Annotated in this window: 26 protein-coding genes; 15 read left to right on the top strand and 11 right to left on the bottom strand. The window is 64.6% G+C overall.

Going from position 1 to position 25,515, the window contains the following annotated elements:
* Positions 1-182 precede the first annotated feature (182 nt).
* Together AX729_RS40065 and AX729_RS28160 are read left to right on the top strand one after the other, a co-directional pair.
* Positions 183-374: a hypothetical protein gene (locus AX729_RS40065; protein ID WP_156457255.1), complete on the top strand. Its 192-nt coding sequence runs from the start codon at positions 183-185 to the stop codon at positions 372-374.
* A 387-nt stretch (positions 375-761) separates the two neighbouring features.
* The gene (locus AX729_RS28160) at positions 762-1,628 is read left to right on the top strand and encodes a L,D-transpeptidase (protein WP_061027456.1); all 867 of its coding nucleotides are present in this window, start codon (positions 762-764) and stop codon (positions 1,626-1,628) included.
* Between the two features lie 322 nt (positions 1,629-1,950).
* Here the strand turns inward: AX729_RS28160 and AX729_RS28155 are convergent, their stop codons facing one another.
* Positions 1,951-2,970, bottom strand: coding sequence for a lipoprotein N-acyltransferase Lnb domain-containing protein (locus AX729_RS28155; protein WP_245325428.1), 1,020 nt, complete (start codon positions 2,968-2,970; stop codon positions 1,951-1,953).
* 423 nt (positions 2,971-3,393) lie between these two features.
* Between AX729_RS28155 and AX729_RS28150 the strand changes: the two genes are divergently transcribed.
* The 4 genes from AX729_RS28150 to AX729_RS28135 all read left to right on the top strand — a co-directional run bounded on the left by AX729_RS28150 (position 3,394) and on the right by AX729_RS28135 (position 8,212).
* Positions 3,394-3,597 (top strand): hypothetical protein, encoded by a 204-nt coding sequence (locus AX729_RS28150; protein ID WP_061027454.1) that lies wholly within the window; start codon positions 3,394-3,396, stop codon positions 3,595-3,597.
* A gap of 36 nt (positions 3,598-3,633) precedes the next feature.
* Positions 3,634-5,130: a metal-dependent hydrolase family protein gene (locus tag AX729_RS28145; RefSeq protein WP_245325426.1), complete on the top strand. Its 1,497-nt coding sequence runs from the start codon at positions 3,634-3,636 to the stop codon at positions 5,128-5,130.
* A gap of 808 nt (positions 5,131-5,938) precedes the next feature.
* A complete protein-coding gene (locus tag AX729_RS28140) occupies positions 5,939-6,766 on the top strand; it encodes an outer membrane protein (RefSeq protein WP_061027453.1) in 828 nt (275 codons plus the stop codon).
* Positions 6,767-7,045: 279 nt separating this feature from the next.
* Positions 7,046-8,212: a cytochrome P450 gene (locus AX729_RS28135; protein ID WP_061027452.1), complete on the top strand. Its 1,167-nt coding sequence runs from the start codon at positions 7,046-7,048 to the stop codon at positions 8,210-8,212.
* A gap of 15 nt (positions 8,213-8,227) precedes the next feature.
* On the opposite strand, the gene AX729_RS40060 is transcribed toward AX729_RS28135, so the two are convergent.
* A complete protein-coding gene (locus AX729_RS40060) occupies positions 8,228-8,494 on the bottom strand; it encodes a hypothetical protein (protein ID WP_156457252.1) in 267 nt (88 codons plus the stop codon).
* 79 nt (positions 8,495-8,573) lie between these two features.
* On the opposite strand from AX729_RS40060, the gene AX729_RS28130 reads away from it, so the two are divergent.
* The 7 genes from AX729_RS28130 to AX729_RS40715 all read left to right on the top strand — a co-directional run bounded on the left by AX729_RS28130 (position 8,574) and on the right by AX729_RS40715 (position 13,302).
* On the top strand, positions 8,574-9,479 hold the full coding sequence (locus tag AX729_RS28130; RefSeq protein WP_061027451.1) for an aliphatic sulfonate ABC transporter substrate-binding protein: 906 nt from the start codon (positions 8,574-8,576) through the stop codon (positions 9,477-9,479).
* A gap of 2 nt (positions 9,480-9,481) precedes the next feature.
* Entirely contained in the window at positions 9,482-9,604 is a 123-nt protein-coding gene (locus AX729_RS41570; protein WP_283807822.1) for a hypothetical protein, read from the top strand.
* Positions 9,605-9,614: 10 nt separating this feature from the next.
* Positions 9,615-10,778 (top strand): FMNH2-dependent alkanesulfonate monooxygenase, encoded by a 1,164-nt coding sequence (gene ssuD / locus AX729_RS28125; protein ID WP_061027450.1) that lies wholly within the window; start codon positions 9,615-9,617, stop codon positions 10,776-10,778.
* Positions 10,775-11,581: an aliphatic sulfonate ABC transporter permease SsuC gene (gene ssuC / locus AX729_RS28120; protein WP_061027449.1), complete on the top strand. Its 807-nt coding sequence runs from the start codon at positions 10,775-10,777 to the stop codon at positions 11,579-11,581. The genes ssuD and ssuC overlap by 4 nt, the downstream gene beginning before the upstream one ends.
* Positions 11,582-11,601: 20 nt before the next feature.
* Positions 11,602-12,438: an ATP-binding cassette domain-containing protein gene (locus AX729_RS28115; protein ID WP_061027448.1), complete on the top strand. Its 837-nt coding sequence runs from the start codon at positions 11,602-11,604 to the stop codon at positions 12,436-12,438.
* 32 nt (positions 12,439-12,470) lie between these two features.
* On the top strand, positions 12,471-13,052 hold the full coding sequence (locus tag AX729_RS28110) for a flavin reductase family protein (RefSeq protein ID WP_061027447.1): 582 nt from the start codon (positions 12,471-12,473) through the stop codon (positions 13,050-13,052).
* Positions 13,053-13,146: 94 nt separating this feature from the next.
* Positions 13,147-13,302 carry a hypothetical protein gene (locus tag AX729_RS40715; protein ID WP_197433690.1) on the top strand — a complete coding sequence of 52 codons (156 nt, stop codon included), beginning with the start codon at positions 13,147-13,149 and terminating at the stop codon, positions 13,300-13,302.
* 150 nt (positions 13,303-13,452) lie between these two features.
* Here AX729_RS40715 and AX729_RS28105 read toward each other — a convergent pair whose 3' ends face one another.
* The 9 genes from AX729_RS28105 to AX729_RS28065 form a co-directional block, all read right to left on the bottom strand.
* The gene (locus AX729_RS28105; RefSeq protein ID WP_061027446.1) at positions 13,453-14,601 is read right to left on the bottom strand and encodes a M20 family metallopeptidase; all 1,149 of its coding nucleotides are present in this window, start codon (positions 14,599-14,601) and stop codon (positions 13,453-13,455) included.
* 266 nt (positions 14,602-14,867) lie between these two features.
* Positions 14,868-16,253: a sigma-54-dependent transcriptional regulator FlbD gene (gene flbD, locus AX729_RS28100; protein ID WP_061027445.1), complete on the bottom strand. Its 1,386-nt coding sequence runs from the start codon at positions 16,251-16,253 to the stop codon at positions 14,868-14,870.
* 56 nt (positions 16,254-16,309) lie between these two features.
* The gene (gene fliN / locus AX729_RS28095) at positions 16,310-16,660 is read right to left on the bottom strand and encodes a flagellar motor switch protein FliN (protein WP_057027996.1); all 351 of its coding nucleotides are present in this window, start codon (positions 16,658-16,660) and stop codon (positions 16,310-16,312) included.
* Between the two features lie 3 nt (positions 16,661-16,663).
* Complete coding sequence (locus tag AX729_RS28090) at positions 16,664-17,287, bottom strand: FliH/SctL family protein (protein ID WP_061027444.1); 624 nt, start codon at positions 17,285-17,287, stop codon at positions 16,664-16,666.
* Complete coding sequence (gene fliG, locus AX729_RS28085; RefSeq protein WP_061027443.1) at positions 17,287-18,375, bottom strand: flagellar motor switch protein FliG; 1,089 nt, start codon at positions 18,373-18,375, stop codon at positions 17,287-17,289. The genes AX729_RS28090 and fliG overlap by 1 nt, the downstream gene beginning before the upstream one ends.
* 38 nt (positions 18,376-18,413) lie before the next feature.
* Positions 18,414-20,027, bottom strand: coding sequence for a flagellar basal-body MS-ring/collar protein FliF (fliF, locus tag AX729_RS28080; RefSeq protein ID WP_061027442.1), 1,614 nt, complete (start codon positions 20,025-20,027; stop codon positions 18,414-18,416).
* A 180-nt stretch (positions 20,028-20,207) separates the two neighbouring features.
* Positions 20,208-20,483 carry a CtrA inhibitor SciP gene (gene sciP, locus AX729_RS28075; protein WP_002714638.1) on the bottom strand — a complete coding sequence of 92 codons (276 nt, stop codon included), beginning with the start codon at positions 20,481-20,483 and terminating at the stop codon, positions 20,208-20,210.
* A 264-nt stretch (positions 20,484-20,747) separates the two neighbouring features.
* Positions 20,748-21,455, bottom strand: coding sequence for a flagellar hook assembly protein FlgD (locus AX729_RS28070; RefSeq protein WP_061027441.1), 708 nt, complete (start codon positions 21,453-21,455; stop codon positions 20,748-20,750).
* Between the two features lie 11 nt (positions 21,456-21,466).
* Entirely contained in the window at positions 21,467-23,005 is a 1,539-nt protein-coding gene (locus tag AX729_RS28065; protein ID WP_061027440.1) for a flagellar hook-length control protein FliK, read from the bottom strand.
* A 345-nt stretch (positions 23,006-23,350) separates the two neighbouring features.
* Between AX729_RS28065 and mnmA the strand changes: the two genes are divergently transcribed.
* Both mnmA and AX729_RS28055 read left to right on the top strand, forming a co-directional pair.
* Positions 23,351-24,532, top strand: a complete 1,182-nt coding sequence (gene mnmA / locus AX729_RS28060) for a tRNA 2-thiouridine(34) synthase MnmA (RefSeq protein ID WP_061027439.1) — start codon at positions 23,351-23,353, stop codon at positions 24,530-24,532.
* A 189-nt stretch (positions 24,533-24,721) separates the two neighbouring features.
* The gene (locus tag AX729_RS28055) at positions 24,722-25,360 is read left to right on the top strand and encodes a class I SAM-dependent methyltransferase (RefSeq protein WP_061027438.1); all 639 of its coding nucleotides are present in this window, start codon (positions 24,722-24,724) and stop codon (positions 25,358-25,360) included.
* The last annotated feature ends 155 nt before the right edge of the window (positions 25,361-25,515 follow it).

The following is a 25,515-nucleotide window of genomic DNA, read 5'->3' as shown; positions in this document are numbered from 1 at the left end:
TGAATCACTGCTGTCTCTGAGTCGCAACTGCGGCCTTTTTCAACAGAATCGACCCATAGGCGACCTCGGCGATGTGGGCGCGGGACACAATGCTGGCTCCTGCGTAGATTCCCTTAGGGTGCCGACCCGAATTTTGTGACGCTTCATCTCCTGATATCGGTCAAAAGGGAGAGGAGGCGATCATGCGACTGGGACTAAAGCTCATCGCTCTTGGAATTATCCTTCTGCTGCCGAAGACCAACCTTTATCTGTCCGACGCTCATACCTCGGAAGCGGAAACTGCTTCAGAGCGCCAGATATCAGGCCCGGTAGCCCATTGGGATGCTGACTCGGCGGGCCATCTCAAAGTCTCTGCGGCTGAAGGCTCCAAGTAGCACGAAGGTAATGACACAGTGGCCATTCACGCGATGGATAAGAGCCCGAAGGGGTCGTAAGCATCTGTTTGCGAGCGGTGCCTCTATCTCCGCTCTGCAGTGTTGAACCGACTCGGTCCGGGAGCTGACAGGATCAACCTTGAGCCGAGGTCGCCGTCAACGAAAGAGCTGAACGTGTCCGACCCACGGGGCAATTCAGACGTCTATTCGTTCCGCGATCGGAGGTATCGTTCGGGTCGCCAGCTCAATATGAGCGGTATTCCCAACATTGCCGAGGAAGAGTTCATCGTTAACCAAACGGCACGGTTCCAGTTCTGAGGCAATCGCTTCGAAGTTTCTTAAATGTTGCTGGATACCTCTCTTGGGCATGATGACCTGGGAGAAGACATGAAGAAGCGGGCGAAGCGTGGAAAGGCAGAGACGCTCGCACTGCCCATGGCCGCGAGAGTTGCCATTGGCGCGGTGGCCGTCGCCGCATTGGGGTACGGTTTGCTGTTCCCTCCGGCGAGCGTGCAACCGGCAAAGAAGCCGTCCGCACCGCAAGCCCAGGCCTCGTCAACGCCGGTTTACGTGGCAACCCCGGCTCATGCATCAGCGCCGGCTCCGGCTCCGGCTCCGGCTCCGATTCCGGCCCCGGCGCCTCTGGTCGAGCCGCCAAAAGCCGCTGAAGGTCCCGGAGCATTCGTTCGGCAGGTGGTCGACTACGCCAGCCGCCAGCCGCCGGGCACCGTGATCATCGATACCCAAAACACCTTCCTCTACTTCGTCTTGAACGACGCGCAGGCCATGCGCTACGGCATCGGTGTCGGCCGCGAAGGTTTCACCTGGTCCGGTGAGCAGAAGGTGGCGCGCAAGGCCGAATGGCCGGACTGGCATCCGCCGACCGAGATGATCGGGCGCCAGCCTTATCTGCCGCGCTTCATGGCCGGTGGTCCCGGCAATCCGCTCGGCGCCCGGGCGATGTATCTGGGCGAGACCGAATATCGAATTCACGGCACCAACAACCCCGATACGATCGGCAAGCGGGTTTCGTCCGGCTGTATCCGGCTGACCAATGAGGACGTCGCGGACCTCTATGAGCGGGTGAAGATCGGAGCGAAGGTGATCGTGCTTCCGGCAACCGCTGCCCGTCGTCCGGCCCAGGCGCCCGACGCCGCCTTCCGGTTGCCGGACCCGGCATCGCCGTCGAAGCGGCCCTTGGCGGCCAACGCACAGATGCCGTCATCAGGACCGAAGATCGCCGAGGCCCGGTAAGCCAGTCCTTCGCCTTCGGTGTGCAACTGAGGACAGGGAGGCAATTCAAGTCCTCGCCGCTCGCGCGAGCAGGAGGTCCGCATCCTCGCCGGCCTGAGCTCCGAGGCAACCTGCGGCAAGCGTCTGTGAGCGGCTCGGCATCTGCTCGCGGAGCGAGCTGTTCGCGGTCGTGCTGCGGCAGCTCTCGGCGCCTCACGGACTGAACTGAGGGGACACTGGGTCCGCGATCTCTGTTTCCGAGAGTAAAGCGGACACTGTTCGCCATCCAAGACCGTCGCGCAGACCACAATTCCGTTCAAACCGGGCAGAGGCAGCTTTGCGGTTAGGGGCGCATCATTGTCGGCAAGGATAAGCGAATCCGCTGTGAGAAATCGTCCGCGCCATCGGCCGCTTGTGCAGCTTCGTTGATCAGGGATCCCCGCCTCAGTTCATCAAACGGCAGCGTCGCCTCTATCCGGCCCGAGTGATAGAGGTAGCTATCGATCAAACCGTTGAACAGATGTCGAATGTCGAAGCGCCCCCGCCGGCCCGCCGCATTTGCATAGCGCACGATGTTGATCGTGCAGCTATTGGTCAACAGATGGTAGAACTCCGGATGATCGGCGAGTTCGTTGATACGCGTCAAATAGATCATCAGCAGCCGACGCGCGTCGTCAGCCGATGTATTCAGGCGATACAAGTACACCGGCTCGTGGCGATGGTTGGTGCGTACGCCTACAACGTCACGCTCTTCACCTACCACGTAGATGAGTTCGAATTGCTTGAACAAAGAGGCGACGGGCGCAAAGCCTTCGTCAACCTCGGGACGCGTCTCGATGGAGATGGCCAGTGGGGGCGCATTGTCGAAGACAAAACTCACAAACGTGTGTCCGACTGGCCCCTCGGTGAAATAGGAAACGTAGAAATCGAGAGCTATCAAGTGCGACAACAACACCTCGCGCTCCTCGTAGCGCACCGTGAAGTCGCTTCGACTTCGGTAGTCGAAGTTACGGACACCGGTCAGGCGCACGCGGTCGCCGTCGATAGCCGCCCTCGGCATCACGGCGACTTCCGGTCGCCAATGGCGATTGTGTGATGGAGGGATTGAGATCCACCATGCGACGACACCGAAGAACATGACGAGGAAGAGAACGGACATGCGCCGTTGGCGGGAACGCCAGAGCGCCCAAATTGCAAAGCCCGCAAACGCTGCGGCCGAAATCGTACGCAGCCCGCCCCAAGGCAAGTTCGAGTAATAGATGGCCAGTACGGCCCATGTGACGAGTATGAGCCGAATGAGAAAGCCAATCAGCTTTCTCGGCCACCTCACCAACATGAATACGAATTTACGGACTGAAATCACCTGGCTGCTCCTGCCGCAAAGCTTGGCTATGCGCCTTTCGACCGCTCCGTTGTGTCAGATCACCTGTCGTTTCATTATGAATGTTTGCACGCTACAGTAGCTCCTCGCGAACTGGAAGCGATGGCCTCGCCTTTTGTTCGCGCGTTGGATTGATCCAAAGGGCTGCGCGACTTCGCAGCTACCGACTCTTTCTGGGCTTCAGATGGAGGGATGCGGGCTGGGTCATGCTGTTATCCGGGATCCGGCGCATGCGGAATTCTGGTGGCCTCCTCATCCTCAGTGGAGTCCCGATGACGGGCTTTGGGTGCTCGGATTTGTGCTTGGCGCCGACCTGATCTCTCAAGCATAGCCCGGCTGACCTATGCATGGCGGCGGGCGGCGGGAGCGGCATAGCGGAAATGAGGCGATAAGGGGAGTGCGCTGATGGCGATCGCAGTTGAAAGACCAATCCTCCTGATCAAGAAGCTCGCGGGTATCCTTCTCTTGCTTTTCGGTTTGCTATTGACGGCGCTCGGCTTGAGTAACGAGTCCAACGGCTTCACCGCGATCGGTATCGCCTTCCTTGTTGCTGGCGCGATTTTCCTGGCTCTCAAGATCATTAGGCGGAACCAGGGCAATCAGCTTTGACCGAGGTCGCAAGATTGATCTGGCGCTGCGAGAGCCATGCACAGCATCGCAATCGCGAAGGTCTGGCCGCTTCAATCGAACGCAGCTGATACACAACGAGAGGGGCCGTGCGCGGTGATGTCAGGAACTCTCTTGGGTACGTCGTACAGCGCGCGCCGGATCCGACCGTCGGTGAGCGTAACATGTCGTTCGCTGTCATTCGCGGTGGTGCTCTCGACCTGGCTCGGAGGAGCGAGCCTGGCGCAGCAGGCGCTCCAGGCAGGTGGCGGGGCCACGCTCTTTCAGAACGTCCGCATCTTCGATGGCAAGAGCGCCACGCTGTCTGCCTCCTCCAACGTTTTGGTGCGCGGCAACAAGATAGAATCAATCTCGCTACAGCCGATAGCGGTGAATGGCCCGGCGGACATTCGCATCATCGAAGGCGGCGGGCGCACACTGATGCCCGGCCTCATCGACAACCATTGGCATGCGATGTTGATCCGGGTCACTCCGGCACAGTCGTTCGGCGACATCGGCTATCTCAATCTTGTCGCTGGCGACGAGGCCACGCACACGCTCATGCGCGGCTTTACTACCGTTCGAGATGTGGGCGGGCCGGTGTTTGGGCTCAAGAGCGCCATCGACGAAGGTATCATCAAGGGGCCGCGCATTTATCCATCCGGCGCAATCATTACTGTCACGAGTGGGCATGGGGACTTCCGCCAGCTTGCCGACCTGCCGCGGACGATCGGGGGCATGCTCACCCGCATGGAACAGACCGGTGGGGCAATGATTGCGGACAGCCCCGACGAGGTCCGCGTCCGTGTCCGGGAACAGCTCATGCAAGGCGCTTCCCAAATCAAGTTGACGGCTGGCGGCGGTGTGTCGTCGCCCTTCAGTCCGATCGACGTGACCACGTTCACCGAACCCGAAATACGCGCCGCCGTTGAAGCGGCTCAGAACTGGGGCACGTACGTCGCTGCGCATGCCTTTACGGCTGATGCGATTCGGGGAGCCATTGCGGCTGGGGTGAAGTGTATCGAACACGGCTTCCTGATGGACGACGCAACAGCGAAACTGATGGCGGAGAAGGGCGTTTGGCTGAGTATGCAGCCTCTCCCCGAGGACTTGAGGCTGGGCTTTCCTGTAGGCTCCATCCAGCGAGCCAAGGCGGATGAGGTCTGGCCCGGCATAGCCAGATCCTACGAGCTGGCGAGGAAGTACAAGATCAAGACGGCGTGGGGTACCGACGTCCTGTTCTCTGCAGCGCTCGCGCGCCAACAGGGGGCCATCCTGGCCTCACTCGCTCGCTGGTACACTCCCGCCGAAGCGCTGACCATGGCGACATCGACAAACGCCGAACTGCTGGCGCTATCGGGCAAGCGGAATCCTTATCCCGGCAAACTCGGCGTCGTGGAACAGGGCGCACTCGCGGATTTGCTGCTCGTCGACGGAAATCCCTTGGACGATATCGGCCTTCTTGCCGACCCCGCGAAAAATCTCAAGATCATCATGAAAGATGGGGTTATCTACAAAGATGCGCTTGCCCGTTAGCTGCAACGCAGCCCATGTCGATGGACAAGGTCGCGCTCGATCCAAAGCGAAGTACCAACCCGTGCCGGGCAATTCCCGTTGTGACCCGAAGCCGCGGTCAATGAAGAGCGCAGCGTGTCCGCTCCGCCGGGCGTCTCAGATCTCGACTCGCTACGACATGAGAAGCACGGCGTTCACGTCGGTACCTGAATATCAAGCGGTAATCCCAATTGTTGTGTTGCCGAACGGGAGTTCGGCGTTAGCTATCGCTGACGGTTCCAGTCTGAACGACATCGCTTCGAAGTCTTAGATCTTGCTGGGTATCGTCTTCGGTGTGCAACTGCGGACAGGGAGGCAATTCAAGTCGTCCCGCTCTCATCCCGCGCGAGCAGGAGGTCCGTACTCTCGCCGGCCTGAGCTCCGAGGCAACCTGCCGCAAGCGTCTGTGAGCGGCTCGGCATCTCCTCGCGGAAACGATCGTCCTCGATCGTGTTGCGCCTGCCGACACACAACCTGAACTGGCGCGTAGAGTCTCGGTCGCGATGAACATCGTTCTGTTCGCTTCGGCGATCACCTCAGAGCGCCCCACTGCGTGTTGAGCACACCCCGGAGCTGCCTTCGTCGCGATAGTCTTGGCCGCGACGCGCCATACATGCTTTGTGCGCAAAAAACCAGTTTGACAGCCCCAGGGTGTGTCTCCGGGATTACAGCAAAACAGCGAAATCACCTCTACAAATGGGCCTTGGCGGACCGCGGTCATCGGCGGTTCAACGAGTGCTCACGCGGCCAGGTGCCGCTTCGTCACGAGCGCAACGGAAGAGGGAAAGTCATGAAGTCCGTCGTCTCTGGTGCTGTCCTGCTCTCGGCTGTCTGCCTGTCCCAGGGAGCCTCGGCGGCCGATCTCGGCAGGCCCTACACCAAGGCGCCGCCCGCGCCGGTCGTATTCAGCTGGACCGGTTTTTATGCCGGCGTGCATGGTGGCTATGGCTGGACCGATCCGACCGCGACCTTCGATCCGGGCGCCCTCGCAACCGGTACGATCCCCGGCTATGTCGTCACGGGTGGCACCGGGCCTTTCTCGCTGGACGTGAGTCCAAAGGGCGGATTCGGCGGCGGCCAGTTCGGTTACAACTGGCAGTCCGGCACCTTCGTGTACGGTCTGGAAGCGGATGTCAGCGGCGCAGCCATTCGGGAAACGGCAAGCCGCCCCTTCAGCGTCACCGGAACGATCGGCGGCGATAACGGCGCGTTCACCGGCGTGTTCAACCTCAAGCAGGAAATCGACGTCTTCGGCACGGTCCGCGGACGCCTCGGTTTTGCTGCCAACAACCTGCTGATCTACGGCACCGGCGGCTTCGCCTGGGGGCACGTCAAGAACAGCATCTTCACCTCCAACCTCGCGACCGACAACATCGCCAATTTCAACGGCTTCTTCCCGGCCCTGACCCGAAGCTCGTCATCGTCGGACTTTCAGGTGGGTTACTCCGTGGGTGGTGGCTTTGAATGGGCTTTTGACCCGCGCTGGACGTTCAAGGCCGAGTACATCTACATCGATCTCGGAAAGTCGAACACCACGCTCTCATTCCCCGGAGCGTCCTTCTCCGATACGGAAGTGCAGCTTCATACGGCCAAGGGCGGCATCAACTATCGCTTTTGATCCGACTGACGTTTGCGAGACGGGGGTGCTTACCCCCGTGCTCTGCCCGGGGACCGCACTGGACGATTTGAGCCTGAAGCCCGGTGCCAGGCCGGATCAACGCAGAGCCGTCCGGCATCCTGTTTGACCGCTACGACCTGATAGGTCGGCCCTTGCCCGGAAGGTCCGCTACCCGGTGTGGCCGGCACCCGCGCCGTCCGTCCCTATCTCTAGGGACAGACGCCGCCACCGGATTTCGCTAGTCTCTCCGAGAGGAAGCGAAATCCGGAGAAGGCCCGCTTGAGCACCGCGCCGCGCATCGACATCGACCCGGCGGCCTTCTGGGCCGATCCCTATCCGATGCTTGCGAAGATGCGCCGAGAGGCGCCGATCGCCTTCGTGCCGCAGCTCGGCTCGACACTGCTGACGAGCCGCGACGACATCTCGATCTCCGAGAAGCAGATCGACGTTTTCTCCTCGCACCAGCCCGCCGGCCTGATGAACCGGCTGATGGGCCACAACATGATGCGCAAGGACGGCGAGGCGCACCAGGCCGAGCGGCGCGCGATGTTTCCGACGGTCTCGCCGAAGACGGTGAAGGCGCACTGGACTGCGCTGTTCCAGGCCCATGCCGACCGCATCATCGACGCAATCGAACCGGGGCGGATCGACTTCATGCGCGACTTCGCGCTGCCCTTTTCCGGCGAATGCCTGAAGTCGATCACCGGCCTCACCAATATCGGCTTCGAGGACATGGACGCGTGGTCGCAAGGCATGATCGAGGGCATCGCCAACTATGCCGGCGATCCCGAGGTCGAGGCACGCTGCCACGCCGCGACGTCGGGCATCGATGCCGCGATCGACGACATGCTGCCGGTGATGCGCAAGCATCCCGACCAGAGCATTCTCGGCGTGCTCCTCGCCTCTGGCATGCCGATGGAGAGCGTGCGCGCCAACGTCAAGCTCGCGATCTCGGGCGGCCAGAACGAGCCGCGCAAGGCGATCGCCGGCACGGTATGGGCGCTGCTCGCCCATCCTGACCAGCTCGACCTCGTGCACAAGGGCGATGTGTCCTGGCTCCAGGCCTTCGAGGAATATGCCCGCTGGATCTCGCCGATCGGCATGTCGCCGCGGCGGATCGCAAAACCCTGGAGCATCCGCGACGTCTCGTTCGAAACCGACGAACGCGTGTTCCTGATGTTCGGCTCCGCCAACCGCGACGAGAAGCATTTCGAGCGCGCCGATGAGTTCGACGTTCGCCGCGACACGTCCAAGAGCGTCGCTTTCGGCGCCGGCCCGCATTTCTGCGCCGGCGCCTTCGCCTCCCGCGCCATGATCGCCGACGTCGCGCTGCCGACCGTGTTCGCCCGCGCCAAACGGCTCGAATTGGCCGACGACGAGGAGGTGCGGATCGGCGGCTGGGCGTTCCGCGGGCTGCTCAATCTGCCAGTGAGGTGGCACCACTAGCTGGCGAGGGCCTGCCTACCCCTCCTGCCGCACGATGACATTCTGCCACTGTGTTGCCCGACGGATCAAGCCAGGTTCGCTAAATACGAAATTGATTTCGAAAACAAGACCTTGGCTACTGTGCATGGGGTTGTTTTCGCATTTTTGATGGTGCCGGGCGCCGTGCGTCGCGTTTCTCACATTCGCGTGCGGAAAAATTCGCTCTGCATTCGCTCCGCGGATTGAAAGATTAATCATGCGCCGCGCCTCGCGCGCAGTGCGCGCATCGCTATTTTTCCGCACGTCTCGACACCTCCGATCGGCCGCACCATCATTCGAGCAACACGAATGAATGACGGCCGCATCCGGCCGGGAGTGTGGAATGCGGCGTCGAGACTTTCTGAAACTTTCCGCTGGAACCGCGGCCGTCACAGCGTTTGCTTCTCGGGTGAACGCGCAAGGCGCGGTGAAGGAAATTCGTATCGGCTACCAGAAGAACGGCGTACTGGTCATCGCGCGCCAGCAGGCCGCCTTGGAAAAACATTTCGCGCCACAAGGCATCGAGGTGAAATGGATCGAGTTCTCCTCGGGGCCTCCGATGATGGAGGCGATGAACGTCGGCAGCGTCGATTACGGCGCGATCGTCTATGCCGCCGGCCAACCCATCACCAACGGCCAGGGCATCCTTGTGCCGAAGGATTCGCCGATCCGCACCATCGCCGAGCTGAAAGGCAAGCGCATCGGCTTCACCAAGGGCTCCAGCGCGCACAACATCGTGGTGCAGACGCTGGAGAAGGCCGGCCTCGCCTATGCCGACATCACCCCGGTCTACCTGACCCCGCCGGATGCCGGGCCTGCCTTCGCCAATGGCAGCATCGAGGCCTGGGCGATCTGGGATCCGTATTTCGCGATCGGCGAGACCCGGCAGAACGGCCGCATCCTGATCAATGCGCGCGAGGTCACCAAGACCAACTCCTTCTATATCGCGAACCGTGAGTTCGCCAGGAATCACGGGGCGGTCCTGCAACAGATCGTCGATGTGACGACCACGGTTGGCAAATGGGCCGAGCAGCACCGCGACGAGGTCGCCAGATCGCTCGCCGCGGTCACCGGCGTCCCGCTGGAGATCCAGACCATCGCCGCCAACCGCGCGAACTTCGTGGTCGGCCCCGTCACCGACGACATCGTCGCGACCCAGCAGGGCGTCGCCGATCGCTTCCACAGGCTCGGCCTGATCCCGAAGTCGATCGTGATCCGCGACATCGTCTGGCGCAACCCGGCAGCATGATCGTGCCGACCAGTCTTCCCATCAACAAGAGTTCGAACATGAAACGTGTCGTCCAACGCCTGATCTCCGCGATCGTGATGTCGATCGGCATCGTCGCCGCCGCGGTCGGAACGACCTACGGTTAGGAGGCCATCCATGAGCCAGTCCAAAAGCAACATCCTCTGGTTCCTGCCGACGCACGGCGACGGCCGTTATCTCGGCACGGGGATCGGCGGCCGCGAGGTCGACTTCAACTATCTGCGCCAGATCGCGCAGGCCGCCGACCAGCTCGGCTATTACGGCGTGTTGATCCCGACCGGACGATCTTGCGAGGATTCCTGGATCGTCGCGTCCTCAGTTGCGCCCTTCACCGAGCGGCTGCGCTATCTCGTGGCGGTCCGTCCCGGCCTGCAATCGCCGAGCGTCGCGGCGCGCATGACGGCGACGCTCGATCGCATCTCGAACGGCCGGCTGCTCGTCAACGTCGTCACTGGCGGCGATCCCGTCGAGAACAAGGGCGACGGCGTCTTCCTCGGCCACGACGAGCGCTACGAGGTCACCCGCGAGTTCCTGGGTGTCTACAGCGACCTGCTCGCCGGCAAGACCGTCAATGTCGAAGGCAAGCACATCCATGTCGAGGGCGGCAAGCTGCTGTTTCCGCCCGTGCAGTCGCCGAGGCCGCCGCTCTATTTCGGCGGCTCCTCCGATGCGGGCATCGACGTCGCGGTCGATACCGTCGACAAATATCTCACCTGGGGCGAGCCGCCGGCGCTGGTTGCCGAGAAGATCGCGAAGGTGAGGGAGGTCGCCAGCGCGCGCGGTCGAAAGCTCTCTTTCGGCATCCGTCTTCACGTCATCGTCCGCGAGACCAACGAAGCGGCCTGGCGCGCGGCCAACGAGCTGATCAAGCATGTCAGCGACGAGACCATCGCGCTGGCGCAGAAGAACTTCGCCCGCATGGACTCCGTCGGCCAGCAGCGCATGGCGCAACTCCATGGCGGCAAACGCGACAAGCTCGAGATCGCGCCGAACCTGTGGGCCGGCGTCGGCCTCGTGCGCGGCGGCGCCGGCACCGCGCTGGTCGGCGACGCCCAGACCGTCGCGGCCCGCATCAAGGAGTATCAGGATCTCGGCATCGATACCTTCATCATGTCGGGCTATCCGCATCTGGAGGAAGCCTATCGCTTCGCCGAGCTGGTGTTCCCGCTGCTCTCGCTGGAGCAGCCGGGCAACGTGACGAAGCTCCACTTCAACGGCGGTCCGTTCGGCGAGACGGTCGGCAGCGATCTCCGTCCGCAGCATCGGGTGTCCCAGTCATGAGCCTGATCGACAGCGTTTCGCCTCCGCGCAGCTTCCGCCTGCCGCGCCTCGACGGCTTCGTTCAGTGGATCGTGCCGCTCGCCATCATCGCGATCTGGCAGGTCGCCTGTGCCACCGGCTTCGTGCCGACGCGCGTGCTGCCGGCGCCGAGCGACGTCGTGCTCGCAGGCTGGAAGCTGCTGCTCTCCGGCGAGCTCGTCCGCAACATCTGGGTCTCGTTCTGGCGCGCCTCGATCGGCTTTCTGATCGGCGGCGGCATTGGCTTCGCGTTCGGCCTCGCCAACGGCCTGTCGCAGCTCTCGGCGAGACTGACGGATACGACGCTCCAGATGGTGCGCAACGTGCCGCATCTGGCGCTGATCCCGCTGGTCATCCTTTGGTTCGGCATCGACGAGAGCGCAAAGCTGTTCCTGGTGGCGCTCGGCGTGTTCTTCCCGATCTACCTCAACACGCTGCACGGCATCCGTACCGTCGATCCGCAGCTGATCGAGATGGGCCGCATCTACGGCATGACCGACGGCGAATTGTTCCGCCGCGTGATCTTCCCGGGCGCGCTGCCCTCGATCTTCGTCGGCATCCGCTTCGCGCTCGGAATCATGTGGCTGACCTTGATCGTCGCCGAGACCATCGCCGCGTCCTCAGGGCTAGGCTACATGGCCATGCAGGCGCGCGAGTTCATGCTGATCGACGTCGTCGTGCTCTCGATCCTGATCTACGCCCTGCTCGGCAAGCTCGCCGACAGCGCCTCCCGCGTGCTGGAGCGCCTGACGCTCTCCTGGCACCCCGCCTTCCAGAAACGTTGAGCAGAAATACTGGGAATCACATGCAGACAGCGCTTCGTACCTCCCTTCCCGAGACCGAGCTCGCCAGCCGCGCCAGTTTCGCGCCCCACGCCCGTGTGGTGCGTGAGCAGCGGGCGCCGCAGACGGCCGGCCTGCCGCTCAGCATCCGCGGCTTGCGCAAATCCTTCGGCGCCAACGAGGTGCTGCGCGGCATCGATCTGCACATCCCGGCCGGCCAGTTCGTCGCCATCGTCGGCAAGAGCGGTTGCGGCAAGAGCACGCTGCTCCGCCTCATCGCCGGCCTGGAAAAGATCGATGCCGGCACCATCGGCTTCGGCCAGGACATCCAGCCCGAAGACATCCGCGTGATGTTCCAGGAGCCGCGGCTGCTGCCCTGGGCGCGGGTGCTTTCCAACGTCGAGGTCGGCCTCGGCCGCGAGCGTGCGTCGAACGATGCGCATGCCCGCGCCGAACAGGCGCTGACCGAGGTCGGGCTCACCGACAAGCGCGACCAGTGGCCCTCGGTGCTGTCGGGCGGACAGAAGCAGCGCGTCGCGCTCGCCCGTGCGCTGGTCTCCCGTCCGCGCGTTCTCGCCTTCGACGAGCCGCTCGGCGCGCTGGATGCGCTGACCCGGATCTCGATGCAGCGGTTGCTGGAGCGCGTCTGGCGCGACCAGGGCTTTACTGCGATCCTCGTCACCCACGACGTCGCCGAGGCCGTTGCACTGGCGGACCGGGTGCTGGTGATCGACGAGGGCCGGATCGCCCATGACGTCACGGTTAACGCCACCCGGCCCCGGGAACGCGGCTCTGCCGAATTGGCAAGCCTCGAAGGCTCAATTTTGAGCAACCTTTTGTCGGCGGAAGATCGTACCTAGATATTGGAGGACCCCGCGTCGGGGACCATGCCATGAATGTAGTGCCTCGCGATCTCATGACTGAAACTGTCATCTCGCCCGCCGATTTCCGCGGCGCCATGCGTCATCTCACCGGCGGCGTCAGCGTCATCACCGCCGGGCGGGGCAAGGACATCAGCGGCATGACGGTGACCTCGGTCACCTCGCTGTCGGTCGAGCCGCCCACGCTGCTGGTGAGCATCAACCGCGATGCCTCGTCATTTCCGCTGATCCGCCGCCACGGCGCTTTCGGCGTGAACATCCTCAATGCCGACCAGCTCGATGTTGCCGAGCGCTTTTCCGGCAAGGGCGGGCTGAAGGGCGCCGATCGCTTTGCAGGCAGCCATTGGGTGACGGCGGTCTCGGGCGTTCCGCTCCTGGTCGGCGCGCTCTCGGCCTTCGATTGCGAGGTCGAGGAGGTCTTCGAACGGCACTCGCACGCCATCGTCATCGGGCGGGTCAGGAACATCAGCAGCTCGGCCCGTACCGCGGCCCTTGCCTATTGGCACGGCCAGTACGTGGCGGTCGATCAGGACGAAGACGCGGCCAGGCTCGCAGACGTCAGCCTTCCCGCGCGAGCCCGGCGCGGCATTTGATCGCCGCGCTTGGCGGCGAGGACGGCTGGCGTTTTCCCCGTCATCGCTCTAGAAGCGTCTGAACCCCCATGCGGGACGGCAATGGAGCGGATCGATGAAACGCGTTGCGACCTGGGCCTTCTACGCCGTCGGCGCGCTTGCGATCGCCTATCTCGCGCTCTACGCCTACGCGATGTTCTCGGGCTCCCCGATCATGCCGGGCGACCCCATCCACATCTTCCGCAAGCCGGACGCGCCGAGTTATTCGTAGAACTTGGTCGGTCTCGTAGGGTGGGCAAAGTCGCCCTTGCGCTGTGCCCACCATCTTTCCCGCACGTGACGGAAGTGGTGGGCACGCTTCCGCCTTCGCTCTGCGAGCTACGGCGGACAAGTCGCTTTGCCTAGCCTACGGCAGCTGCATTCACCCCCGCAAAATCGCCAATGCCAGCGCCTGCGCGCGCGGCACGATGCTGTCGAGCTCGAGATATTCCTCCGGCGTGTGCGCAAGCCCGCCGACCGGGCCGAGGCCGCAGATCGTCGGCGTGCCCACCGCGGCGGTGAAGCCTGAATCGGCGCAGCCGCCCGAGAACTCGCCCTGGAGCGTGGTGAGGCCGACCTGTCTTGCTGCGGCCTGATAATTCTCGAACAGCGCCTTCGAAGCCTCGCTCTGAACCACCGGCACGAACTCGCCCTTGATCGTCAGCGTCGCGCTCGTGCCCGGCACGTAAGGTGTCGCGACGATCTTCTCGATAGCGGCCATGATCCTGGCGCGGTCGGCGGGATCGACATAGCGCAGGTCGATCTGGCCTTCCGCGTAGGGCGCCGTGGTGTTGACGGACTGCCCGCCCGAGACGAGGCCGACATTCAGCGTGATGCCCTTGTCGAGGTCCGTCAGCGCATGGATGTGAATGATCTTCTGCGCAAGCTCGCCGATCGCGCTGATGCCCGCGGCGAAATTGGCGCCGGAATGCGCAGCCTTGCCGGTGATGGCCATGTGCATGAAGATGCCGCCCTTGCGCCCCGTCACGACGTTGCCGGTGGGGCGGCCGGGCTCGGAGTTGAACACCGCGCGCGCGGCGCGTCCCTCCCGTTCGATCACCGGGCGCGAGGAGGGCGACCCGATCTCCTCGTCCGAGGTGATCAGCACCTTGATCGGATGCGGCGAGCCGCCGAACTTGTGGAAGGCGGTTGCGACGAACACGTTCATGACGAGGCCGGACTTCATGTCGGCGACGCCGGGTCCATAGGCGCGGCCATCTCTGATCGTGAACGGACGCCGCCCGGCCTCTCCCTTGCCGAACACGGTGTCGCGATGCCCCATCAACAGCACCGGCGTCTCGTTGCTGCCGGGCTTTGCCACTTCGGCATGAATCGCATCGCCGAAGGTGGCGTTGGCCTCCCGCCGGAACGGAATGCCATGCTCGGCAAAATGCCGCTCGAACCGCGCGCCCACCGCGTCGACGCCCTCCTTGTCGTAGGATCCGGAATCGATGTTCACGACGTCGCGGAGCAGGTCGATCATCGCCTGCCGCTGCGACGCCAGCCAGTCCGTGATTTGAGCTTCAGACATGTGGTCCCTCGCGTGGTCTTTCAGGCGGGTTATAGGGCCTGGCCAGAAGATGGCCTAGTCGCGTAGCGCGGTCCCGTTATGCGGGCAGCGCTCTCAGCCCCGTCATTGCGAGGAGCCCTTGCGACGAAGCAATCCAGACTGCCTCCGCGGAAAGACTCTGGATTGCTTCGCTTCGCTCGCAATGACGAGGTTGGCAGCCTGCATTCAAACAAAAATGCCCGGGACCGGCCCGGGCATTCGTTGTCTCAACCAGCGTGGGCGCCGCTTTACGCCCCCATCATCGGCATCCGCGGATACTCACCCGGCGCTCCCGCGGGCGGGATCGGGATGCCGCCGTCGGCATATTCGTTGAGCTTGTTGCGCAACGTGCGGATCGAGATGCCCAGGATGTTGGCGGCATGGGTCCGGTTGCCGAGGCAGTGTTTCAACGTCTCCAGGATCAGGTCGCGTTCGACGTCGGCGACGGTGCGCCCCACGAGCGCCCGCGTCACCTGCTCGGCGGCCATCGTGGCATGCGCCACGGCCGGCGGCGTCCTGGCGAGGTCGAGGCGGTCGCCGTCCGGCGTGATGATCGCATCGGCTCCGATCTCGTCGCCCTGCGCCATCAGCACCGCGCGGTGCATGGTGTTTTCGAGCTCGCGAACGTTGCCCTGCCAGCGGTTGCTGGAGAGCACGCGGCGCGCTTCCGCCGAGATCGGGCGCAGCGGCACGCCGTTGGCCTCCGCATACTTCTTCACGAAGTGCTGGGCGAGCTCCAGGATGTCGGCGGGGCGCTCGCGCAGCGGCGGGATCTTCAGGTTCACGACGTTGAGGCGGAACAGCAGATCCTCGCGGAACGTGCCCTCGCGCACCGCCTCCGCCAGGTTGCGGTTCGACGTCGCGATGATGCGGATGTCCACCGGCACGGGCTTGGTGCCGCCGACGCGATCGATCACGCGCTCCTGGATGGCGCGCAGCAGCTTCGATTGCAGGCGGACGTCCATTTCCGAGATTTCGTCCAGCAGCAGCGTGCCGCCGGTCGCTTCCTCGAACTTGCCGATGCGGCGGGCGATTGCGCCGGTGAAGGCGCCCTTCTCGTGGCCGAACAGCTCGGATTCCAGGAGGTGCTCGGGGATCGCGGCGCAGTTGATGGAGATGAAGGGACGCTTGGCGCGCGCCGAGCGGGCATGGACGTAGCGGGCCAGCACTTCCTTGCCCGTCCCGGATTCCCCGGTGATCATCACCGATGCGTCCGAGCCTGCGATCTGCTGGGCGAGCTTGATCACCTTCGCCATCGCCTCGTCGCGATAGACCAACTCGCGGGAATCGTTGGCGACCGCGGCGAGCACCGCGGCGATCAGCTCCGGATCCGGCGGCAGCGGGATGTATTCCTTGGCGCCGGCGTGGATCGCGGCGACCGCGGCGCGGGCGTCGTTGGTGATGCCGCAGGCGACGATCGGGGCGTGGATGTGCTCGGCCTCGAGCCGCAGCACGAGGTCGCGGATGTCGAGGGCGACGTCGACCAGCAGGAGGTCGGCGCCCTTGCCGCCGCGCAGCACGCGCATCGCCTGCTCGTGATCCTCGGCATGGGTCACGGTGGCGCCGTTCTCCATGGCGATCTTGGTGGCGGTGGTGAGCTGGCCCTTCAATGTGCCAACGATGAGAAGCCGCATGTCAGTCTCCTGTCCGTCTGTTCGCGCTGCCGCGCGTCATGTCCTTGTGTCTTGCGCTAGCCGCGTTCGGCCTTGATGATTTCCGTCATGGTCACGCCGAGCTTGTCCTCGACCAGGACGACCTCCCCGCGGGCGACCAGCTTGTTGTTGACGTAGATGTCGATGGCTTCGCCGACGCGCCGGTCGAGCTCGAGCACGGTGCCTGGCCCGAGCTTCAGCAGTTCGCCGACGTCCATCTTGGAGCGGCCGAGCACGGCCGAGACCTGCACGGGCACGTCGAACACCGCTTCGAGGTCGGCTGCGGCACGCGCCGCATATTCGTCCTCGTTGTAGCCGACGTCGGTGCCGGTTGGTGGCATCGGGCCATTGAGATCGGGCAGCGGGACCTGTCCGTCGGTGTCGCTCATGGCTTAGCTCCCCTTGCGGGACGCGATATAGCGTCCGACCATTTCGTCGATCTTGGCCATGATGGCGCCGCGCTCCAGCACGACGCCGCCGTCGGCCCATTCGATCCGGCAGTCGCCGGTGGCGATGTCCGGCTCGGCCAGGATCACCAGACGCCCCTCGAAGCCGCTCTGCTTGGCGAGTCGCTCGATCTTCTCGCGCGCGGCGTCGTAGAGCGCGTCGTTGATGCGCACGACGAGATGCGGCGTTGCGACCAGATGCGAGAAGCAGTCCTTGACCAGCGCGACGACCTCGCCGAGCGGCTCGGCGGCGACCAGATCGGCGCACAGCTTGCGCGCGACCGCGACCGCGACCTCGACGGCCTCTGTCTCCATCCTGGTCTCGATGTTGCCGATGCCGGAGGCGACCCCCCGAATGGCGATGTTGATCTCTTCCATGGCGAGCGCGACGCGGCGGTCGCTCTCGGCCTTGGCTTCGCGCTGGCCGGCGGCAAAGCCGTCCTGGTAGGCGCGCGCCTCGGCTTCCGCGACCTTCTGGGCGATCTCGGCGGCGGTCGCGGCCTTCTCGCGCGTCGTCCTTTCGGGCGCCGCGAAGTCGGTATCGAACAGGAATTTCGCCGGAGCGGCCATCAGTACACCAGCTCGTCGTCGGCGCGGTTCTTAGTCAGCATGATCTCGCCCTTGGCGGCGAGGTCCTTGGCGAGGTTGACCAGCAGCGCCTGGGCCTCGTCGACGTCGCGCAGACGCACCGGGCCCATCGCCGCCATGTCGTCCTGGAGCATCTTGGCCGCGCGCGAGGACATGTTGCCGAAGAAGAAGTTGCGGACGTCCTCGTTGGCGCTCTTGAGGGCGACGCCGAGCTTGTCCTTGTCGACGTTGCGCATCAGGGTCTGGGCGGAACCGGAATCGAGCTTCACGAGATCGTCGAAGGTGAACATCAGCGCCTTGATGCGCTCGGCCGATTCACGGTTGTCCTCTTCCAGAGAGGTGATGAAGCGGGTTTCGGTCTGGCGGTCGAAATTGTTGAAGATCTCCGCCATCACCTCGTGGGCGTCGCGGCGGCGGGTCTGCGACAGATTGGACATGAATTCGGTGCGCAGCGTCTTCTCCACGCTCTCGATCACCTCCTTCTGCACCGCTTCCATCTTCAGCATGCGGTTGACGACGTCGAGCGCGAGCTCCTCGGGCAGGATGCCGAGCACACGGGCGGCGTGCTCCGACTTCAGCTTGGACAGCACCACCGCGATGGTCTGCGGGTACTCGTTCTTGAGATAGTTGGCGAGGACCTCTTCCTGCACGTTGGAAAGCTTCTCCCACATGTTGCGCCCGGCGGGCCCGCGGATCTCGTCCATGATGCCGTTAACGCGCTCCGGCGGCAGGTATTGCTGGAGCAGCCGCTCGGTGGCGTCGAAATTGCCCATCAGCGCACCCGAAGCCGACATGCGCGAGACGAATTCGAGCAGCATGTCCTCGACGGTGTCGACCTCGACGGTGCCGAGCGTCGACATCTCCAGCGAAAGCTGGCGCACCTCGTCGTCGTCGAGCAGGCTCCAAATCTTGCCGCCATACTGCTCGCCCAGCGCCAGCATCAGAATCGCAGCGCGCTTGGGCCCGGCCAGCGCTTCAGACCTCCCCGCACGGCTGCCGGCGCGCTGGCCGAGCGTCGAGATCACGCTGGTGATGTCGTTGGAATTGGCGTTTTGGATGGAGGCGGCCATTTCAGATCACTTCTTGATTCACTTGGCGGAGTTGCTCGTTACTTCGCAGGCTCGGTCAGCCACTGGCGGATGATCGCGACTGTTTCGTTGGGGTTGCGCTCGGCGAGCTCGCCGACGCGATGAACGGACTGAGCGTGGACCTGGCCCTGCACGGTGGCGACGTCGATCGCGCTGGCGGCGCCGCTCGGCAGCAGCGGCTGGCCGCTGGCCGGTGCCGCCTCGTCGGAGGCGGCCGGGCCGGAAAGGACGCCGGAGATGGCGGCGGCGACCTCGTCGGAGGCGAGGATGCGCTTGACCAGCGGGCGGATCACCAGGAACAGCACGACCAGGCCGAGCAGCATCATCACGCCGAGCTCGACGAAGTACATGACGTCGTCCTTGGTGAACTGGAGCATGCCGAGGAAGCCGCCGGGCTCGCCGATCGGCGCGGTGGACGGCGCGTCGGCAAAGCGGAGGTTGACGACCTCGACCTGGTCGCCGCGCTTCTGGTCGAAGCCGATCGCCGAGCGCACCAGCGCGGCGATGCGATCGAGTTGCTCCTTGGTGCGATCCTGGTAGGCCAGCTCGCCCTTCTCGTTCTTGCTGTAGATGCCGTCGACCAGCACCGCGACCGAGATGCGGTTGACCCGGCCGGCTTCGGTCACCTCGGTCTTGGTGGTGCGGGAGATCTCGTAATTGTTGGTCTCTTCGGTCTTCTTGCTCTGGTCCTTGGCGGCGGCGGCGTTGTTCTGCTGGTTGCCGGGCAGCTCGTTGTTGACGGTGACCTGGCCGTTGTTGTCGGCGGTCATGCTCTGCTCTTCGCGGGTCTGGCTCGAGCGCAGCACGCGGCCTTCGGGATCGAACTTGTCCGAGGTCTGGGTGATCTTGTTGAAGTCGAAATCGGCGGAGAGCTGCACGCGGGCGCGGCCCGAGCCGACCACGGAGGACACGATGTCCTCGACCTGCTTGCGCATGCGCTTCTCGAAGGCGATGCGGCGCTCGTCGCCGACGGCCTGCTCCGGATCGCTCGCAGCGCCGTCGGCGAGCAGCTGGCCGGCCTCGTCGACGATCGAGACCCGCTGCGGCTTCAGCCCGTTGACGGCGGAGGCGACGAGATGGCGGATGGCGCGGATCTGCTGGGCCTCCAGCGAGCCGCGGACGCGGACCACGATCGATGCCGACGGCTCCGGCGCCTCGCGCGCGAACAGGGGGCGTTCGGGCAGCACCAAATGGACGCGGGCGGCCTGGATGCGGTCGATGGCGCGGATGGTGCGGGCGAGCTCGCCTTCGAGCGCGCGCAGGTGATTGATGTTCTGGACGAAGGAGGTGGTGCCGAGCGCGTCCGACTTGTCGAACACCTCGTAGCCGACGCCGCCGCCCTTGGGCAGACCGCCCTCGGCGAGCTTCATCCGCAGCCGCGTGACCTTGTCCTTGGGCACCATGATGATGGAGCCCTCATTGCGGATCTCGAACTGGATGCCCTGGCGTTCCAGGTCCTTGATGATGCTCGAGGAATCCTCGACGCTGAGGTCCGTGAACAGCGTCGTCATCTGCGGCGTGGTGACGCGCATGATGACGAACGCGAAGAAGCCGATGAGCGCGGCGGTGACCGCGATCATCGCCCCGAACCGGGCGGCGCCGATACTCTTCAGAAAGTCCGCAAGCCCTTGCAAGCAACCGCCCCACAGATTCGGCCGCTTTCACTGGAAAGGCCGACTGGGCAATTATTGCCTAGGGGATGGTTTCGATATGGTTAACGAAGGTTAAGAGGTCGGACAAAACTGCATCATGAAAAAGATCGGCCTCGCAATGCGAGGCCGATTTTCGTCAAAAGCCGCAGATTTCCGGATCGCCTACTGGCGATATTGCTGGATGCGGGTGGTGCGAAGACCCGCCAGACCGTGCTGGTCGATGGAAAACTGCCAGGAGAGGAATTCGTCGACCGTCAGGGTATAACGGCTGCAGGCCTCCTCAAGGGAGAGAAGTCCACCACGGACAGCGGCGACGACTTCAGCCTTGCGGCGGATGACCCAGCGTTTGGTGCCGGGTGCAGGCAGATCCGCGATCGTCAGCGGACTGCCGTCCGGCCCGATGACGTATTTTACCCTCGGGCGATGGGGTTCTGTCATGGCGTACTCACAAACTCTCAACCACTGAACTCACGCCGTAACCCTACGCCCGGCGGCTTAAAAATCCGCTAAGCCTAAGGGTTCAATACAATTCTCGTTGAAACTTGTGGGAACGCGGCCGTCCCGGCCGGCGGGAGACGCATTTCCGGCGGGCCAGGCGGGCAGAAGGTAAATACTTTACTAACGCCGAACGACATTCGCGGGCTCGACGCGGGCCCGGGAAACTCTGCTCCAGCTCTCACCGCAGGGGAGAGGTGCTCCGCCTCAATAGGCGCTCGTCGCGATGATGCTCTTGACCTGGCTCAGGGTGTAGCTGGCGCCGTCGATGGTGAGCAGCGGCGGCGACTGGGTCAGGTCCACCGACGACACCAAACCCTGCACCTGCGCGGCGATGCCGACATTGTTGTTCGCCACGTCCTTGCCCGTGGCCGAGATCGTGTACTTGCCGTCGGGCCACTGCGTGCCGTCATTGCCCATGCCGTTCCAGGTGAAGGGGATGTCGGTGCCGGCGGCGGAGGAATATTTGCCGGTGAACACGGTCTGGCCGGTGGAATTGGCGACGGTGATGTCGACGGTCGAATCGGTCGGCACGTTGAGATGCCAGGTTGCTACCGAGTTCGTCATGGTCGCGGTGGAGCCGTCGACCAGGGCGGTCTTGCCGACGAAGCCGAGCGCCTGGGTCGCCTGCGTGGTCTGCTGGAGGGCGACGAGCTGGGCCAGCGAATCGTTGGTCTTGAGCTGCTGCTCGACGCCGGCGAACTGCACCAGCTGCTGGGTGAACTGGTTGGTGTCGAGCGGATCCAGCGGGTTCTGGTTCTGGAGCTGCGTCGTCAGCAGCGTCAGGAAGGTCTGGAAGTTGCCGGCGAGTGTCGACCCCGTGGTCGAGCTCATGGAGTTCGACGAGGAGGATTTCGGGATGTCGGTCGTGCCGGAGACGACGGAAGGGGCGGTGGCGGCATTCGTGGTGGCCATATCGAATACTCCTACACTCTGATATCGACGCCGCTGCTCGATCCGAGCATGCGGCCGTAGCCGCGTCCGACGGGCGCGGCGGGAACGCTCTCTTCCTCGCTGACGATCAGCCGGCGGGCATTGCCGCCATTGTCGTTGTTCTGGCCGGAGTTCTGGTTCGACGAGTTCTGGTCGCGCAGGCTGAAGGACAGCCCGTTGCTGCCGGTCTTGAAGCCGGCGTCGTCCAGCGCGCGCTGCAATTGCGGCGCGTCCTGCTTCAGCATCGACAGCGTCTCCGGCTTCTCCACCGTGAGATGCGAGGTGACCTGGCCGTTGCGGTCGATATTGATGCGGACGTCGATCTTGCCGAGCTCGGCCGGATCGAGGCTGATGTCGAACCGGCTCTTGCCGGCGCGAATGGCGGCCGCGATCTCGATCGGCACGCCGTTGATCGGGATGGCCGCGCTGGTTGCCGCGGTCGCGGTGAGAGTCGCGGTCGATGCGGTGGCGGCCGAGGTCGTGTTGGTCAGTGGCGCCTGCACGGCGGAGGCGGCCTGCGCGCTGGCGTCGAGCGGGGCGACGGTCGCTTGCGGCCCGGCATGAGCGTGCGTGGCCGGCGCTCCGGACGCTGCATCGGCAACGCGCTCGATGCCGGCCGCCTTCGCATCGGCCGCGCCGCCATCTGCCTGCGGCTTGTCGGCCTGGGCATGGGTGGCGGCGTTGAGGGTCGCTGCGCCCGGAGCTTGCGTCGCGGCGGTATTCGCCTTGCCGGTATCCTGGCCGATATTGGAGACATCGGTCTGGGCCTGCGCCGCGACGGCGTCCTTGAACGAGGTCTTCGGCGTGCCCTGACTGGCGGCGGCGATCAGCCCGCCATTGGCTTTCGTATCGGTCGAGATCTCCTCCGGCGTGCCGGTCGCGGTCTCGCCGAGCATCGTCGTCGTGTCGGCGTCGATCTCGGCGCCTGCGGCCTTGGCGCTCTTGTCGCCGGCGGTATCGGACTGATTGCCGGCGATCTGCGCCGCAGTGGAGGCACTGGCGGCAAGACCTGCCGCGGCGATCGTCAGAGGAGAGGCGGCGGCATCGCTGGCCTGGTTCGCAGCCGCATTCGGATCAGCCGCATCGACCGCGGCGGTGGGGGTGTCGGTCCCGTCGGCATCGTCGCCCTTGGTCTCGTCGGATTTGTCCGCCGATTTGGCGTCCGACGTTTCGGACTTGTCCTTGACCTTGCCGGCGTCCTTGGCCGGATCGCCTGTCGCGTCGCTCTTGTCGTTGTTCGCCGGCGCGGACGTGTCGGTGTCGTCGCTCGCCCTGCTCTGCGAAGGCTGGTCCGCGGAAGAGCTTTCGCGCGGCCGGCGGTCGGACGCCGTGGAGGACGACGTGGAATCGCTCCGGCGCGGCGCTGCGTCCTGCGCCTGCGCATTGTTGCTGATCGCCTGGGTGTTGCTGTCGACCAGCGAGCCGAAGGAGTCGTCCGCAGGCGCGTCTTTCGGCACTTGCGACCGCGCAGGCTTTTGCTGTGCGCTCGCAACTTGCACGCTTGCCACGACATCTGACGTACGACCGACCACAGGCAACCCCTTGGAAGCAACTTCGGAGAAGGGGTAGCAAGGAGCGGGCCAGCACCGCTATCTGCTAATTAATACAATAAAATCAGTGTCTTGTTGAATTGAGGCGGCTGCCGGGCAGCGTGCCGCGGCCCCGCCATTTCTGCCGCCCCGGCAAGAATTGCCCTAAGCTGGCTGCCCGCGTGATTGCTTCACGGGAATGCCGCCTATATTAAAGACGTCACTCAGCCGCTTTCGACTTGGGCAGTCGTGCCCCCGGGGAACCAGGGTTCCGGGGATGCCGGTGTCCCGCGAGAAAGCACAGCAATCGCGGATCGCGCTCGCCGCCGTCACAACGCTTTAAGGCCCATGCTCAACAGTCTGGATCTCGAAGGCCGTCCCGAGGACACCAGGGTCGTCGTCGCCATGTCGGGCGGCGTCGATTCCTCGACGACGGCTGCGCTGCTGAAGGCGGAGGGCTACGACGTCGTCGGGATCACGCTGCAGCTCTATGACCATGGCGCGGCGACCCACCGCAAGGGCGCCTGCTGCGCCGGCCAGGACATCCACGACGCCCGCGACGTGGCCGCCAAGCTCGGCATTCCCCATTACGTGCTCGACTACGAGGACCGCTTTCGCGAGTCCGTCATCGACAATTTCGCCGATTCCTATGCGCTGGGCGAGACGCCGGTGCCCTGCATCGAGTGCAACCGCAGCGTCAAGTTCCGCGACCTCCTGAAGACCGCGCGCGAGCTCGGCGCGCAGGCGCTCGCCACCGGCCATTACGTCGCCTCGCGCCGCCTGGACGACGGCTCGCGCGCGCTGGTCTGCGCGGCCGATGCCGACCGCGACCAGAGCTATTTCCTGTTCGCGACCACGCGCGAGCAGCTCGACTTCCTGCGCTTCCCGCTCGGCGACATGACCAAGCCGCAGACCCGCGAGCTCGCGCGGCGCTTCGGGCTCGCGGTCGCCGACAAGCACGATAGCCAGGACATCTGCTTCGTGCCGACCGGCCGCTACACCGACATCATCACCCGCCTGCGCCCGAACGCGATGGACCCCGGCGACATCGTGGATCTCGACGGACGCGTGCTCGGCCGGCACAACGGCATCGCCAATTTCACCGTCGGCCAGCGCCGGGGCCTCGGCATCGCCTCCGGCTCGCCGCTGTTCGTGGTGCGGCTCGATGCGGCGCACCGCCGCGTCGTCGTCGGCCCGCGCGATGCCTTGAAGATGCACCGCATCGGCTTGCGCGACGTCAACTGGATCGGCGACGGCGACATCGACCGCGCCATCGGCGCCGGCCTCGAAATGTTCGTGCGCGTGCGCTCGACCCGCAGCCCCCAGCCGGCTTGGCTGCGCGGCGGCAACGGCCATTACGAGGTCGAGCTCGTCGCCGGCGAGGAAGGCGTCTCGCCCGGCCAGGCCTGCGTGTTCTACGACGCAGCCGGCGGCCAGGCCCGCGTGCTCGGCGGCGGCTTCATCCAGAGCGCCGCGGCGAAAGTCGGCGCGGCCACCTCGCGACCGCTCGCGGAAGCCGTGCGCGGCTGATGACAATGATTTTCTGCGCAGCTGGTCGGGCTGGGTTCACCTCTCCCGGAGGGAGAGGTCGGATCGCATCGCTAGATGCGATCCGGGTGAGGGGTTCCGGTCCCACCGTACCCCGCGCGGCCCCTCACCCGGATTGCTGCGCAATCCGACCTCTCCTCGTCGGGGAGAGGTGAAGCAAGGGCAGGGGGCATGGCAGCAGACATCTCGCGGGCCGGGGTCGAGAAGGCCTATGGCCGCTGGGCGCCGGTCTATGATCTCGTGTTCGGCAAGGTGTTCGACGCCGGCCGGCAGTCGACCATCGCGGAGGCCGACCGCATCGGCGGCCGCATCCTCGACGTCGGCGTCGGGACGGGGCTCTCGCTCTCCGATTACGCGCGCACCACGAAGATCTGCGGCGTCGATATTTCCGAGCCGATGCTGCGCAAGGCGCAGGCGCGCGTACGCGCGATGCGGCTGTCCAACGTCGAGGTGCTCTCGGTGATGGACGCCAAGAACCTCGCCTTTCCGGACCAGTTCTTCGACGCGGTGGTCGCGCAATACGTCATCACCGCCGTGCCCGATCCCGAGGGCACGCTCGACGAGTTCGTGCGCGTGCTGAGGCCCGGCGGCGAGCTGATCCTGGTCAACCACATCGGCGCGGAGAGCGGACCGCGAAGGTTGTTCGAGCTCGCCTTCGCGCCCGTCGCACGCCGCCTCGGCTGGCGCCCGGAATTCCCGTGGGCCCGCCTCGAGGGCTGGGCCGCCAGGCACGGCGGCATCACGCTCGCCGAGCGCCGCCCCATGCCGCCGATGGGCCACTTCTCGCTGATCCGCTACCGCAAATCGTGATCATGAGGGCAGGGAACGCGGCGCGCGAGATGTGCGTTTGCCTTCCATGCGCACCACATCGAGCATCATCCTCGCCGGCCTCCTGATCGCCGCTTCAGGCAGCGCGATCGCGCAGGCCCCGCCCGCCCCGGCGACGCCGCCGCAACAGACCGCGC

It is taken from the genome of Bradyrhizobium sp. CCH5-F6 (genome assembly GCF_001556045.1).
GTDB lineage: Bacteria > Pseudomonadota > Alphaproteobacteria > Rhizobiales > Xanthobacteraceae > Bradyrhizobium.
The sequence above is the reverse complement of the archived record's forward strand: the minus strand, read 5'-3'. Positions and strand labels throughout refer to the sequence as shown.

Coding starts and splice junctions, on each gene's coding strand:
- AX729_RS40715 (WP_197433690.1), top strand. CDS start 13,147: ATGAAACGCGTTGCGACCTGGGCCTTCTACGCCGTCGGCGCGCTTGCG.
- AX729_RS28055 (WP_061027438.1), top strand. CDS start 24,722: ATGGCAGCAGACATCTCGCGGGCCGGGGTCGAGAAGGCCTATGGCCGC.
- fliG (WP_061027443.1), bottom strand. CDS start 18,375: ATGGCCGCCTCCATCCAAAACGCCAATTCCAACGACATCACCAGCGTG.
- AX729_RS28105 (WP_061027446.1), bottom strand. CDS start 14,601: ATGTCTGAAGCTCAAATCACGGACTGGCTGGCGTCGCAGCGGCAGGCG.
- AX729_RS28070 (WP_061027441.1), bottom strand. CDS start 21,455: ATGGCCACCACGAATGCCGCCACCGCCCCTTCCGTCGTCTCCGGCACG.
- AX729_RS40065 (WP_156457255.1), top strand. CDS start 183: ATGCGACTGGGACTAAAGCTCATCGCTCTTGGAATTATCCTTCTGCTG.
- fliN (WP_057027996.1), bottom strand. CDS start 16,660: ATGAGCGACACCGACGGACAGGTCCCGCTGCCCGATCTCAATGGCCCG.
- AX729_RS28110 (WP_061027447.1), top strand. CDS start 12,471: ATGAATGTAGTGCCTCGCGATCTCATGACTGAAACTGTCATCTCGCCC.
- flbD (WP_061027445.1), bottom strand. CDS start 16,253: ATGCGGCTTCTCATCGTTGGCACATTGAAGGGCCAGCTCACCACCGCC.
- ssuD (WP_061027450.1), top strand. CDS start 9,615: ATGAGCCAGTCCAAAAGCAACATCCTCTGGTTCCTGCCGACGCACGGC.
- sciP (WP_002714638.1), bottom strand. CDS start 20,483: ATGACAGAACCCCATCGCCCGAGGGTAAAATACGTCATCGGGCCGGAC.
- AX729_RS28115 (WP_061027448.1), top strand. CDS start 11,602: ATGCAGACAGCGCTTCGTACCTCCCTTCCCGAGACCGAGCTCGCCAGC.
- AX729_RS28090 (WP_061027444.1), bottom strand. CDS start 17,287: ATGGCCGCTCCGGCGAAATTCCTGTTCGATACCGACTTCGCGGCGCCC.
- AX729_RS28145 (WP_245325426.1), top strand. CDS start 3,634: ATGCACAGCATCGCAATCGCGAAGGTCTGGCCGCTTCAATCGAACGCA.
- AX729_RS28150 (WP_061027454.1), top strand. CDS start 3,394: ATGGCGATCGCAGTTGAAAGACCAATCCTCCTGATCAAGAAGCTCGCG.
- ssuC (WP_061027449.1), top strand. CDS start 10,775: ATGAGCCTGATCGACAGCGTTTCGCCTCCGCGCAGCTTCCGCCTGCCG.
- AX729_RS28130 (WP_061027451.1), top strand. CDS start 8,574: ATGCGGCGTCGAGACTTTCTGAAACTTTCCGCTGGAACCGCGGCCGTC.
- AX729_RS28160 (WP_061027456.1), top strand. CDS start 762: ATGAAGAAGCGGGCGAAGCGTGGAAAGGCAGAGACGCTCGCACTGCCC.
- AX729_RS28140 (WP_061027453.1), top strand. CDS start 5,939: ATGAAGTCCGTCGTCTCTGGTGCTGTCCTGCTCTCGGCTGTCTGCCTG.
- mnmA (WP_061027439.1), top strand. CDS start 23,351: ATGCTCAACAGTCTGGATCTCGAAGGCCGTCCCGAGGACACCAGGGTC.